Annotated in this window: 11 protein-coding genes; 6 read left to right on the top strand and 5 right to left on the bottom strand. The window is 53.8% G+C overall.

Translation table 11 applies throughout. The features are described 5' to 3' along the window. Positions 1–299: 299 nt before the first annotated feature. On the bottom strand, positions 300–2,408 hold the full coding sequence (locus AC222A_RS13180; RefSeq protein WP_486775093.1) for a TonB-dependent receptor: 2,109 nt from the start codon (positions 2,406–2,408) through the stop codon (positions 300–302). Between the two features lie 181 nt (positions 2,409–2,589). Between AC222A_RS13180 and AC222A_RS13175 the strand changes: the two genes are divergently transcribed. Continuing rightward, on the top strand, positions 2,590–3,873 hold the full coding sequence (locus AC222A_RS13175; RefSeq protein WP_372760575.1) for a PepSY-associated TM helix domain-containing protein: 1,284 nt from the start codon (positions 2,590–2,592) through the stop codon (positions 3,871–3,873). 44 nt (positions 3,874–3,917) lie between these two features. Here AC222A_RS13175 and AC222A_RS13170 read toward each other — a convergent pair whose 3' ends face one another. Beyond that, complete coding sequence (locus AC222A_RS13170; protein ID WP_372760311.1) at positions 3,918–5,303, bottom strand: two-component system sensor histidine kinase NtrB; 1,386 nt, start codon at positions 5,301–5,303, stop codon at positions 3,918–3,920. Positions 5,304–5,935: 632 nt separating this feature from the next. On the opposite strand from AC222A_RS13170, the gene AC222A_RS13165 reads away from it, so the two are divergent. From AC222A_RS13165 to AC222A_RS13150, 4 genes are all read left to right on the top strand, one after another. Further along, positions 5,936–7,054 carry a cytochrome c3 family protein gene (locus AC222A_RS13165; RefSeq protein ID WP_486775092.1) on the top strand — a complete coding sequence of 373 codons (1,119 nt, stop codon included), beginning with the start codon at positions 5,936–5,938 and terminating at the stop codon, positions 7,052–7,054. A 45-nt stretch (positions 7,055–7,099) separates the two neighbouring features. After that, positions 7,100–7,945: a Na(+)-translocating NADH-quinone reductase subunit C gene (locus AC222A_RS13160; RefSeq protein WP_372750609.1), complete on the top strand. Its 846-nt coding sequence runs from the start codon at positions 7,100–7,102 to the stop codon at positions 7,943–7,945. Positions 7,946–8,127: 182 nt separating this feature from the next. Beyond that, entirely contained in the window at positions 8,128–8,286 is a 159-nt protein-coding gene (locus tag AC222A_RS13155) for a YqaE/Pmp3 family membrane protein (RefSeq protein ID WP_372750608.1), read from the top strand. Between the two features lie 388 nt (positions 8,287–8,674). Continuing rightward, on the top strand, positions 8,675–9,259 hold the full coding sequence (locus tag AC222A_RS13150; protein ID WP_372749509.1) for a TetR/AcrR family transcriptional regulator: 585 nt from the start codon (positions 8,675–8,677) through the stop codon (positions 9,257–9,259). Between the two features lie 41 nt (positions 9,260–9,300). Here the strand turns inward: AC222A_RS13150 and AC222A_RS13145 are convergent, their stop codons facing one another. Continuing rightward, positions 9,301–9,852 (bottom strand): CC0125/CC1285 family lipoprotein, encoded by a 552-nt coding sequence (locus AC222A_RS13145; RefSeq protein WP_372749508.1) that lies wholly within the window; start codon positions 9,850–9,852, stop codon positions 9,301–9,303. Positions 9,853–10,057: 205 nt separating this feature from the next. On the opposite strand from AC222A_RS13145, the gene AC222A_RS13140 reads away from it, so the two are divergent. After that, positions 10,058–11,413, top strand: coding sequence for a serine/threonine-protein kinase (locus AC222A_RS13140; protein ID WP_372749507.1), 1,356 nt, complete (start codon positions 10,058–10,060; stop codon positions 11,411–11,413). A 68-nt stretch (positions 11,414–11,481) separates the two neighbouring features. Here the strand turns inward: AC222A_RS13140 and AC222A_RS13135 are convergent, their stop codons facing one another. Next, positions 11,482–12,306: a PP2C family protein-serine/threonine phosphatase gene (locus tag AC222A_RS13135; RefSeq protein WP_372764185.1), complete on the bottom strand. Its 825-nt coding sequence runs from the start codon at positions 12,304–12,306 to the stop codon at positions 11,482–11,484. 114 nt (positions 12,307–12,420) lie between these two features. Next, positions 12,421–12,669, bottom strand: coding sequence for a hypothetical protein (locus AC222A_RS13130; RefSeq protein WP_372749505.1), 249 nt, complete (start codon positions 12,667–12,669; stop codon positions 12,421–12,423). Between the last annotated feature and the right edge of the window lie 4 nt (positions 12,670–12,673).

Genomic DNA, 12,673 nt, shown 5'->3' with positions numbered 1-12,673 from the left:
AGCAGTTGATCGCGGCGAAGCTCCCAAAGGCTATAGCGCCGACGATTTATTGCTGACTTTTATTGGTGGCTCTATGGGCGTTGCACTGCTGCAGTACGGTGGTGATATTGGCTCGATGAAACGGTCTACCGAGCTCTTGCTAGAACTGGTAGACCGGCTTGCCTGATTGGTTATATCGCCACCCCATTCAAGGCGAGCGGGACTTTGCAGCGATGTAGAGACGGAGACTTTCCAGACAAGCCTCCCCTACTCGCAAAGGATACTTTTAATCCGTTCATTACTTACACAATAAGTGCATATCAAAACCGATAGCTGAGCCGCGCACCGACTTCACGCGGGTCTCCCACGTAAGCCGCGTCAATACCCAATGACGGGCTGTTGAATCGATCGGTGATGTAAAATTTATCGGTGATGTTCTGGCCATACAATTCCACACCCATTTGCTCGCCCTGGTAACCCAGGCGGGCACCGAATAAATCGCGGCTATCGGCCCGCAGCCGATCGCTATTCTCCCGATCAGTAAAGCTGCCATCGCTGTGCGACCAACTCAGATCAGCGTACAACCCCCGGCTATTCTCATAACGCACAACCAGGTTAGCGGTATTGCGTGGCGCATTGGGAAAATGGTTGCCTGCATAATCGACGCCGTCATCTTCATATTCTATGAAAGCTGTATCGACATAGCCGATACCACCAAACACACTGAAGCCTGCGCCAAGCTCACCGCGAAATTCAAGTTCAGCACCCTGTGAACGCGCCTCGCCGGCATTGTCGGTACGAAAGTTAGACGCATCGACCCGCACTCCGATCTGCATGTCTTCATAGTCGATGCGAAATATCGACGCCTGCACAAACCAGCTACCCTGCTGGAATTTCAACCCCAAGTCATAGTTGTTGGTGTATTCAGGGCCATAACTTGGGGACTCGCCCTCGCTGACAAAATCTACCGAGCCGGCACGGTAACCTTGGCTGCGGGTAAAATATCCGCTGAGTTGATCGGTAATATCCAGACTGATGGCAACCTTGGGCAGGAAGACAGCATCGCCGCTGGGCGCAGTACTATCGCTATCTAATATCGGCTTGAGTACAGCGCTGAAGTCTGCCGGCACCGTACTGCCAGCAACCGGATCCATCAGCTGTGCACCGGTGACGGTCAAAGCGCTGTGGTTATCAGCCTGGTTTTCTTCGTAACGCGCGCCTAAAGTCAGGGTCCAGCGGCTACCGAGATGAATATCAGCTTCGCTGTAGACCGCCTTGGTCGTTGCATTACGATCGGCAGCAAGGTCTGCAGCAGCGCGCAGGCGCAGGCCGCTTATGGTGTAGGGTAGATCGACGGAGCTGGACGTACCGCGCAGTTTGTCTTCACTGTAATACAGCCCGGATACCGTTTTTAGCAGCGCGGTTTTGTAGTGCAAGCGCAGCTCCAACGCACTGTTTTCAGTGTCCACGGTATTAATAAAGTAGCCATTGTCTTCAGCGGATATATCGTAGTCGCCTTTACGTTGATTGTAATTTTCAGCATGACTGGCGATCAGACTCAGTGAGCTGCCTGCGGTGAGGTCGGCGCGCTGTTTAAACACCACGAGCTGGCTATTGTCATGATAGAAACCATCTACATTGTCCGTTGATTCACCGCTTTCAGCGCGCTCCGGCGGCAGGTACTCGTTGCCTTCGCGGAGTTTAGTGTCCTGCAAGCTTAGGCTAGCGCTATACCAGCTATCGCCCTCCCAATGAAGCTTAAAACGCTGCATATAGCGCTTGCGGGCCTGCCATTCATCGTCATTGAGGGTGGTGTTGGTCACCTCACCGTCGCTCTGATTGGTTTCGCCAGCGTAGCGAAAGGCGAATCCTCCAGCGAGCGGCCCTCCAATTGCAATGCCCGCTTCACGGCCGCGCTCATTGGCGACCCCGAGCTTTAGCTTGCCGCTGTATTCCTCCTGGGATGGCTCTCGGGTCTGCACCACCACCGCGCCCGCGAGTGAGCCGGGGCCAAACGCCGTTGATTGCGGCCCGCGATAAAACTCCATTTGTTGCACATCCCAACTATTGGCCACCCCTCGACCCGGTTGGCGGGCGCCGTCGATAAATACACTGACGGTAGGACGGCCGGTGCCGCCTGGCCCAATTCCTTCGTTGGAAATCCCGCGCACCGAAAACTTGTCTTCTCGGGCGGCACTCAGATTGGGGCTACGCAACAAAAGGTCATAGAGATCGCGTATATTCAGCGCCCGCAATTGCTCTTCGGGAACGATACTAATGCTGGAAACCGTGTCCAAACTACTGCGTTGCATGGGGTCGCCGGTAACGAGAACCTCCTCGAGCCGTTGTGGGTTGCTATTGTCGGCGGCGAGCACAGGCAAGGTCGCGATCAGCGCAATGCCGGCACTAAGTAAGGGTTTAATTGGCATATAGAGTCCATTCCTGATGTGCGGTGGGCGCGGTAAATTGCGAGCTCTCGCAACCCGAATAGGATTTGTAGTGCAAATGATAATTGTTACCATATACTAAGCGCAATAAATTTATCCCTCGGGCTCTTTTTTGGTTGAAAGCTGCCTCAGCCCGCAGGATTAAAAATCAAGGATCTTTTATATGTCGGCGAAGTCCGAAAACCCGTTATACCCGCTAGTGTGGCGGTGGCATTTTGTAATTGGTTTAGTTGCCGCTCCGCTGTTGCTGGTGTTGAGCATTACCGGCGCCTTGTACGCTTTTGAGCCACAACTGCAGCCGATCGTAGAAAGTGAATGGCAAACAATTCCTGCCTGTGAGACTTGTCGCGCCGAGCCCGTGTCTGCGCAACTGGCGGTGGTGCAAGACGCTTTCCCTAACGCTCAACTACAGCACTACGGCCAATACCGCGATGCCAGCCGCAGCACTGTGGCATATATCAAAGAGCCGGGAGACAATCAGGACCGCATCGTTTGGCTAAACCCTTACACACTGGAAATACTAGGCAGCCGAATGGAAAACGAAGGCTTCTTCCCGACAGTATTCGAATTGCATACAACGCTGCTCAGCGGGGAGATAGGTCGCTGGCTACTTGAGCTCACAGCAAGCTGGGTATTGGTTAGTTTACTGCTGGGCTTGCTACTATGGTGGCCACGTCGCACAAAACGCGCAGGCGGCTGGCAACCGCGTTTGGCCAGCAAAGGACGGCGTCTTTGGCGCGATTTACATGCGGTGGGGGGGTTCTACCTTCTACCACTGGCACTGGTTGTGGTGTATACCGGCCTACTGTTTTCCCCTGTTGCCGGCAAAGCCCTGATGGCAGAAATGGCGTTAGCGGGGCAAATTCCTGAGGCTTTCCTCAACCCGCCCAAAGTGCCCCCACAACCCGAGACCATTGGTGTCGACAGACTAGTGGCGGATTTTCTGAGTGATGCTCCAGCCGCAGACTGGTTTATCAATTTTCCACATGCTGAAAACTCACCGCTGGTAATTAATATCCGCGAAGCGCTACCGTGGAACACTCGCATGATCTACTACAACCCCTACACTGGTGAGCGTCTGGCAAGCCTGCTGTGGGAAGAATTCAAACCGGGCGCTAAAGCCCTATTGCTATTTTTCCCTCTGCATACTGGTTTAATTTTGGCATGGCCCGGGCAATTGTTAGCGCTACTGACCGCGCTCGGTTTAGCTGCTCTGGCGTTATCTGGAGTGTGGATGTGGTGGTTGCGGAAAGAGCCCGGCAGTCTGTCACTGCCTCGATTACGGCAGGCACCCCAGCCTGGCCCGCTGTTTTACACTGCGGGCATAGTACTGGCTGTGTTGGCGCCATTGTTTGCCGCAAGCGCACTGCTAATCGTAGTCGTTAGCTTTCTGGAAACTGTTTTATTGCGACGCCGTAACGGGGAAGAAACTGCGGTGGAGGTTTAAGAAGCGGCGCCATACCTCACGCCGCTTCACTTTTGAACGATGTGCTACTGCAGAGGCAACTGCATGTGAAAGGTTGTACCAACATCAACGCCCGATGTTACGGCAATGTGACCTTTGTGATGCTCAGTTACAATAAAGTGCGAATAGGAGAGACGATGCTCTACCGGGCATGCAGGCCGATCAGAAGTGTTTGAAAAGAACGGTTCAAACACATCTTGCTGTTCTTCTGGCGTCAACCCCACCCCGTTATGTTGTATTTTTACCCACACAGCTTCATAAAATTTTCCAACTTCAACATTGATGGCGGGTGTAAAACCCGGCTTCTGCTCCGCTTTCTGACTGATTGCGTGATAGGCATGCCGTAGCAATCGCAAAAACACTTGCTGCATTTCGCTTGCGTAGCAGGGAATTAAAGGCACATCAGCACCGTAATTGCGACGGATCGCGATATCAGCGAATCGCAACCCGCTGGATGGCGAATAGAGTGTACCGGCCAGTGTCAGGCTGTAGTCCAACAGTTCCGCAATATTTGACGGTGTCTTACTGCCTCTGTGGCTGGCCGCAAAGTTCAAAAGGTTCTGAACGATGGCAGTTGCCTGTTCGCCGCTTTCTTGAGCCTTCTTAGCGACAGCAACTAACGGTTGACCTTGCTCCTGATCCAGAACAATCAATTTTTCATGGATAGTATTCACAGCGCTACTGATGCTTTGCAACGGAATATTAATGTCATGCGCCATCGCTGAAGCGAGCTCACCCATCGCCGACATTTTATTGCGTTCTACCAATTGGTTTTCCGCTTTCATCTGTTTGGTAATATCATCAACCAGAATAACAATGCCCGTATCAGTGCCGTTGGCCAACGCGTAAATCGTAATATCAAAATAGTATTGCCCGCGCTGACTATGCTTGATCGTGGTGGTCGTCTTGGTTTCGAGAACCTTTGCAACTTGCGCTTTCGTGAGAGTGATCCTTGGGTAGGCCTCCCAAAGATTGAGCCCCTTTACTGCCTCGAACGTGCGGCCCGTTGTCTTTTCAGCAACGTGATTCCATTGCGTAACCTCCATTTGGCTATTCAAACCAATAAGCATAATGGGCATTGAATCGACAATGCTCTTAACATAGGCCTCGCTATGAGCAAGCTGGTTTGTTGTCGTCTCCAGACTCAAAGTACGCTGTGCAACGCGTTCTTCCAACGTCGCCTTGATCTCAGTGAGTTCCCGGTTAGACCTGGCCGCCTTACGGTGTGCAAAGAACAGGAATGTCGTCACCATCAACAACGTTAGAATTAAAACACCGCTGGAAAAGTTGGCTATGTATTGCCAATTTGTTTCACCATATTCGTCTTTAAACGGTGAGACCACGTTCGCTTGAACAAACGTGCTAAAACAAAACATCAGGCAGGCAAAAAGTATTCTGGCGGTCGTTTTCAATTTTTAACTCTTTTCAGTACAACGTGGTTCAGGTACGTGGATTTTAACAGGATTGCTCTGTGCCTGCTCGCATGCGGTAGGGCTCATGCGCGCACAAAGGGCTAGCAGTGAGAATAGGGAAAGAGGCTAGGCGCACGCCTAAGACCGCCTATAGACGGATCTCTGGCAGCCGCAGATGCAACGGCCGATAGCTCGGCGGTGTTTTCGACCTGACGACACGCCCCACACACAACCCACAGCCACTTCGCATACTATTTGATAAATACAACAAGGGGCGCAAGACAAAGATGAGCAAACTATTCAAATCAGTAATCGCTTGACTGCTTACTCTGCTTGCTTTGGAGATGGCCGGCAGCGAAAACAGGCGCTTTCCCCGCTCTGGCGCGCTAACTCAGGCTCAGCATAGCAGCAGGATGGCCGGGGCCGGCCGGCTACGCCCCAAATGCGGATGAACCGAAAGCCGACCAACCCGAATCTATGTCTCACAATCTACTTTAGGTGTCACAACCCTCGCCGGGTGCGTCGCAGCCTGCCCCCCCGGCAGAATAGGCCAATACATGCTTTAATTAAGGGCAGGCAATCACCCTGAACGTCGCTAGCTGGGAAGTCAGCACACCTGAGAGAGCGCGAGTATGAATTGGCATCCCCGCAGGCACCTTCACCGCTACTTATTGGCCGCCCTGCTCTCGGCAATCACGTCGACATCCGCATCGGGGCTAGAGTTTGCCGGCTCTAAAAGCTGCAAGAGCTGTCACCTGGAAATTTACAATCAGTATCTGCAGACCGGACACCCCCATAAATTACAGCGCGTGCGCGGTGCGCCGCCGGTTTACCCAGCCAAGACCTCTGCAGGAGTGCCACATCCACCACCTGGCCACAGCTGGAAAGATATTTCCTATGTCATCGGCGGATTCGGCTGGAAAGCTCGCTTTATGGATCAGCAGGGGTACATCCTGACCGGCGATCAAACGCAATATAACCTGAGCTCGTCCCCGCACGCTAAAGATGCGCACTGGGTTGCTTACGACGTCGGAAATTCCCCCCGCAAACCGTACACCTGCGGCGCATGCCATACGACCGGCTGGACTCCCTCCGGGGAAACCGGCCCCCATCAGGATGGATTACCCGGTATTCACGGCACTTGGGTGGAGCCCGGTGTTACCTGCGAAGCTTGCCACGGGCCGAGCGCAGCACACGTTGCCGCACCGACCAAGGTCAAACCTTTAACGAAAGAAACCTGCCGCAGCTGCCACGCGCGTGGAGAGACCACTACGATTGACGCCAGCGGCGGCCTGATAAAGCACCACGAACAGTTTGAAACTTTATTGGCCTCTCCGCATAGCTCACTAGCCTGCGGAAGTTGCCATAAGCCTCATCAAAGCACGCGATATCAGACTGGCGGCTATAAAGGCGAAGACACAACCTGTCGAACCTGCCATAGAAACACGCAGATAAAACTCAAGGCCAAAACCGGTATGGCGTGCCAAACCTGCCACATGCCGCGTGCCGTAAAGTCGGCGCTGTCGACACCGGCGGCATACCGAGGCGGGACAGTGCCCGTCGGCGACCTTCGAACCCACATTTTTAGCATTAGCACGGACCCCAACTGGAAAATGTTCACCGATGACGGCAAGTTTGTGCGCCTTGACGACAACCGCAAAGCACACTTGACGGTAGATTACGTCTGCCTGAGCTGCCACACGTCTCAGGACATGCCTTGGGCGCGCAACGAGGCACGCCGCATTCACTAACACCCAATTCAAACCAGACAGCCCATGAATGGAAGCAGCTAGCCAATGACTCAGAACCCAGAGAGCCCGGGTAAGACCACCGAACCCAGACGTTGGCTAACCGCATTTCGCGACCTACCCAAGAATAGTACTCCAAAGATTTTTGGCGTGGCCCTGGCCGTCAGTCTCGCTGGCGGAATCCTCGTTTCCGCTTCAGCCATTCTGCTAAAACCCTTGCAAACTGCCAATATTGAACGGGAACAACAGCAAAACCTCATGGACATTCTTGAGAGATCGCCCGGCGTACAGGAATTATTTACCAGCCTTCAGGCGCGCGATGTGGAAGCGCAAGTCGTCGAACTCAAAAGCGGACGATACATTCGCACAATTAACCCCAGCACCTTTGATCAGCGCGTCGCGGCCAGAGACCTGCGCACGAGCATTGCAATACCACCCGAACATGATGCAGCCAGGATAAAGCGTCGAGCCAAGCATGCGGTTGTCTATATTTTGCGGCAAAATGGTAATGTTAGGTTTGTAATCCTGCCAATCCACGGTAAAGGTTACGCGTCGACAATTTACGGCTATATCGGTCTAAAAGCCGATGGCAATACCGTTATCGGAATGAATTTTTTCGAACACAGCGAAACGCCCGGACTGGGCGCTCGCATCACCGACACACAATGGCTGGAACAGTGGCGCGGCAAGAAGATTCGCGATGCCGAAGGAGCGCTTCGCATCGGCGTGGCCAGAGGGGTGGTTGCAGCGGATAGCCCGGCGTTCGCCTACGAGGTAGACGGGTTGTCCGGCGCAACATCCACAAGCCGCGGCGTGCACAATCTGGTCCGTTTTTGGCTCGGGGATTACGGTTTCGGGCCTTATCTGCAGAATGTGCAGACGCACACCCCATAATGTCATCCGGAACTCTGTTCCTTCATTTGAGGTGACCGTGCCAGCAGCCCTCTAGCCTGCTGCGCACGCCACGCAGTGGTGGTAGGCTCTTGCCCTAAGTAAACTCTACACCGCCAGGTAACTTCCAAGCTTCGTGCCGGTTATGCCTGAGCACCACCGCTGATACACGCAGGAACCAACACATGGATTTAATACGCATACTATTCGCCGTTTTACTGCCGCCGCTAGGGGTCTTTCTGCAAGTCGGCCTCGGCAAACATTTCTGGCTCAACATCCTGCTGACCCTGCTCGGCTACCTGCCAGGCATTATCCATGCGGTGTATATCATCGCCAAAAAGTGAGGCGCTTCGTAAATTCTCGAGGATAGGCTTAGGTCTATATCCTCAGTTGCCCTCACCCTCTCCCAAGGGAGCGGGGGCCGAGCCCCTCCAGTTGCGAGAAGAACAGCGCGGGGGGCGCACGGGTATAGCAGCACATAGCGATGGTTAAAGCTCTCGATTTCCGTTCGCCGTTACGCTGAGCCCAAGGCCCAACCTTGGGAGGTATGGTCGTTTTGGTGATGTAGTCGATGCCCCAGCCTCGCGATATATGGGTATAATTAACAAAAATCGCTGGCGCTATCGGCTTGTATGCTGGCACCCGATATGCAGTTGCAGGCGGTGTAAGGTAGCGACTACAGTGTAAGGCCCGCTGCACGCTCGCCGTAATAAAAGTTATTTGGGAAATTCTATGGGACGCACAACGGACACTCGCATCCGGATTCTGGACACAGCTGAAGAGCTTTTCGCACGCCATGGCTTTGCCGCCACGTCCATAACCGACATTGCCGACCGGGTTGGCATTCGCGGCCCCGGCGTTTACAAGCACTACCGCAACAAACTGCATATTTACGAGTGCGTACTGGCCCGCCTATTTGATCCGTTGCACGACGTTATCGAAGCAATGAGCCACGGCGACACGCCGGAAGACATGTTCCGGCAGGTAAAAACGCTCCTGAAGAACCACGCCGAGCAACCCAACATGGCCAAACTGATCCAACATGCGACCCTTGCCAATGACGAAACACTCTCGATGCTGGCAGAAAAGTGGTACAAGCCTTTCTTTGAGTATATTTCCCGATTAGCAGAATCAACCGATAAAAGCTGGATCAATATCCCGTCGGTAATGACGTTTCATTGCATGATCCTGGGCTATATCACACTGGCGCCATTGCACAACAAGGTTTTTGATCTCGATCCCTTATCGGAAGAGCAGGTTAATACCCAGCTTTCCATTCACCAGCAGCTTGTATCGCTGATCAGCGCAGCAGAGTAGGAAGGAAAAAGGCCCCGCGAGTGGGGGCCTGAAATTTTGGGTTAGCGCTGTTCTATCAATCGCTGACGCAGGGCGTTGGCCAATTTGCGGGCGTCATACGCACCTGCACTGTCAGGGATCGGGTTATTTCGCATTACCACTTCCAGACTGTACTTGTAAGACGAACGACTGGTCGTGGTCGTTACGCCAGAGCCCGGAGAAACAACTGTTCCGCCAGTGACTACCGTGTCGCAGTTACCCAACAGGTCACAGTTGCGGTAGTAAGTCTGGGACTGATGGTAGGTCGCACCAAACCCTGAATCTGTCGTGGTGCTGCGCACCCGTTTGTCTTCGTTGCGGTCAACGGTTTCAAACCAGTCGTAACCCTGAGCCAGGGTAAGCTCGGCCGCACGCAACAGAGCATAGTCCTGCACGGTTTCGGCAGGCGTTGAGCTATTGCCCTCGAAGGTGATGCGGTAGCGGTTATCCCCCAGTGGGGTCTCTGAATAACCATAATCTCCGCGCCCGTCCGCTGGCTTGTACGGCGTTTCTGACGCGCAGGCCACCAGCAACGCGGTACACAGCACGACAAACCCTTTAAGCCAATATTTCACGGTAACCTCCTTAGTTTGTGTTGAATGCTGGTTCTTGGAACCAGCGTTAACTGCACAGTGTAGCCAGCGCAGCTTAACAAGAGCTTAATGGTTTTGAATCAAACCTTTACCCCTTGCATACCAGTGGTATAGTTTGATTTACGTGCACGCAATAAAAGCTGATCACAGTGTGCCAACAATTACCAAATTCGCTGGGGACAATGCCTTGGATCTTCCAGAAATTCCCGGATACGCACTGAAAAAACCTCTCGGTAAAGGCGGCATGGCCGTGGTGTATCTTGCCACGCAGCTAGACAACGACCGTACTGTGGCACTAAAAATTATGGCCAAACACCTAGAGGCAGACCCCAGCTTCGGCGAGCGATTTCTACGCGAAGCGCGCATCTGTGCCGAGCTTAGCCATCCCAATGTCATTTCCATTTACGACGTGGGTCAGCATCAGAGCTACCGCTATATGGCGATGGAGTGCCTGACCGGCGGCGACCTGAAGGCCAAGATGAAAAAAGGCCTGAAGATTGGCGACAGTATCGATATTGTAAAAGGCATTGCAGCCGGGCTGGACTACGCACACAGCAAAGGCTTTATCCATCGTGACATCAAACCCGAAAATATTTTGTTTCGCGCGGACGGCAGCCCGGTTATTTCAGACTTCGGTATAGCCCGCAATACCGATTCCCAAACCCAGATGACCAAGACCGGCACGGTGATTGGATCACCGCACTACATGAGCCCGGAACAGGCCGAAGCAGCCCCGCTCGACAGCCGCTCCGACCTCTACAGTCTGGGCATTATCTTGTACGAGCTACTGACCGGACGCGTGCCATTTAAGGGCGAATCCGCCATTTCTATTGGCATCAAGCACATCACCACCCCACCGCCACCGCTCCCTGAAAATGTTTCTGAATTTCAAGAATTTATCGACCGAGCGCTAGCCAAAGAACGCGACGATCGCTTCCAGACCGGCGCCGAATTGTTGGCCGCTCTGGAGGCCGTAGACGCAGTCTTTAGCGAAGCTGAGGCAGCCACCATTGTGCTGAGCGGCTCGGCGACAGAAGCCATGAGCGCTTACGCAGATGACAAGACTCAGGTATCGGGCGCGGCCACGCAGATTAACAAGCGCAAACCGCTCCAAACCAAACGATGGGGCGCAATAGTCGCCGGGCTCGCGGTTGTAATACTGACTGCTGGCGGCGCCTGGTTTTACCAGACACAAATGCCAAGCGCAGCCCCCGCAGTGCAAACCAATCAGGAAGAAATGGCGTTGTTACAAAAAGCCGGCATCGCGCTGAGCGAATCTCGCTACTATCAGCCTCCCGGCGACAATGCCCAATACTACCTGACCACCCTGCTCGCAAAATATCCGGGATCACCACAGGCGCAATCAGCGCTGCATGGTCTGTTTAACACGTACCTTCGAGAAGCCCGCCAGGCACTGGACGCGAACGATACGGCCCGCGCCAACGCGTTCCTGAATCAGTCGTCACAGATAACATTCTATATAGAGGATCAAGCGATGCTGGAGCAGTTGCGCGCCCTGCGCCGCGAAGCCAACACTCGATAGCGGACACCGGATGGCATCAATGGCAGGCGCCGCCGAGCGCAAGCAAAAACGTCAAACAACAGCAACCGTCAAAGCAGAAACAGCGCCGCACTCACGACAAGTGCCGCCGCTATCAACCAAGCCAGTGGGTTGCGCAACCAGCCTTTTTGAGCAGCATCCGGAAGAGGCTCGACACCGTTACTTGCTGCACCAGGCATCGCAACCAAAACAACCGTCACGTTATCCGCTCCGTCGTTTGCAAGGGTTTTGCTTATAAGCTGGTCGGCAATTTCCTGCACATCATTGCTGCGCTCGAATGCAGCGACGATGTCTGCATGCGCAACATAATCATTCAGGCCATCGCTGCACAGCAGCAAAATTTGCCCTTCTTCGAAGCGGTCGCGAATAGATTCCACCTCAAGCCGGGGAATACTTTCCTGGCCGAGCGCCTGTAGCACCACATTGCGACCAGGATGGCTACCAGCCTCTTCTTCAGTAATATGCTGCTCTTCCAGCAGGCGCTGTACCAGCGAGTGATCTCGGGAAATCTGCTCAAGGCCTCGCTCGCGGCTCCACAAGTAGCATCGCGAATCGCCCACCCAGGAAACATGGAAGCCATCTTTCTCTACTTGCAATGCAACCACGGTAGACGCCATTCCGGGCCGCCCCTGGCCGTTGGCGGGCGCAGCAAGAATGGCGTCGTGCGCCTTATGTATTGCGTCTTCAAGCCCTACGCCCTGAGCCACTGATTCGCGAATAACGCGACAGGCGATATCACTGGCAACCTCTCCGGCATCGTGCCCGCCGACACCGTCGGCAAGCACCCAGAGATTCAATTCAGGCACAGCGCTAAAGCTGTCTTCGTTATTGCTGCGGCGGCAGCCAACATCTGACTTGGCGGCGTATTTCAACATGCAGTGCGCGCTTCCTTATTGCTCAGAAAATTGTTGTTATAACGCACGGTGAACTACCGCAGTAACACCGACCACAATCCGAGTATAAGCGATTTAACGACAATAGCCAGCGCCCTAGCGAGCAGATAAATCCCGCAATTCAGCGCTATATTGCCGGCATCTTTTCCATAGCCAGTTATTATTGTCACGCAGCTCATTGCGCATCTGAGTGCGATCGCGGTAGCCGCGCAATACAACACCTTTGCGCAGCGCCTGCTGCAAGCGCAAGCTATCACGCTTAACCTGGCGGCATTCATCCCAGTTCGCTGCATGCGCGCTCGCGCCAAACGCCACCAGCAACACCATCCCTAGCCAAAGCGGCATCTCA

Source organism: Litorivivens sp. (assembly GCF_057445395.1).
The sequence above is the reverse complement of the archived record's forward strand: the minus strand, read 5'-3'. Positions and strand labels throughout refer to the sequence as shown.

What these genes read in the sequence shown, in the direction of transcription:
- AC222A_RS13180 (WP_486775093.1), bottom strand. Translation starts at nt 2,408, where the DNA reads ATGCCAATTAAACCCTTACTTAGTGCCGGCATTGCGCTGATCGCGACC.
- AC222A_RS13130 (WP_372749505.1), bottom strand. Translation starts at nt 12,669, where the DNA reads ATGCCGCTTTGGCTAGGGATGGTGTTGCTGGTGGCGTTTGGCGCGAGC.
- AC222A_RS13135 (WP_372764185.1), bottom strand. Translation starts at nt 12,306, where the DNA reads ATGTTGAAATACGCCGCCAAGTCAGATGTTGGCTGCCGCCGCAGCAAT.
- AC222A_RS13175 (WP_372760575.1), top strand. Translation starts at nt 2,590, where the DNA reads ATGTCGGCGAAGTCCGAAAACCCGTTATACCCGCTAGTGTGGCGGTGG.
- AC222A_RS13160 (WP_372750609.1), top strand. Translation starts at nt 7,100, where the DNA reads ATGACTCAGAACCCAGAGAGCCCGGGTAAGACCACCGAACCCAGACGT.
- AC222A_RS13165 (WP_486775092.1), top strand. Translation starts at nt 5,936, where the DNA reads ATGAATTGGCATCCCCGCAGGCACCTTCACCGCTACTTATTGGCCGCC.
- AC222A_RS13150 (WP_372749509.1), top strand. Translation starts at nt 8,675, where the DNA reads ATGGGACGCACAACGGACACTCGCATCCGGATTCTGGACACAGCTGAA.
- AC222A_RS13155 (WP_372750608.1), top strand. Translation starts at nt 8,128, where the DNA reads ATGGATTTAATACGCATACTATTCGCCGTTTTACTGCCGCCGCTAGGG.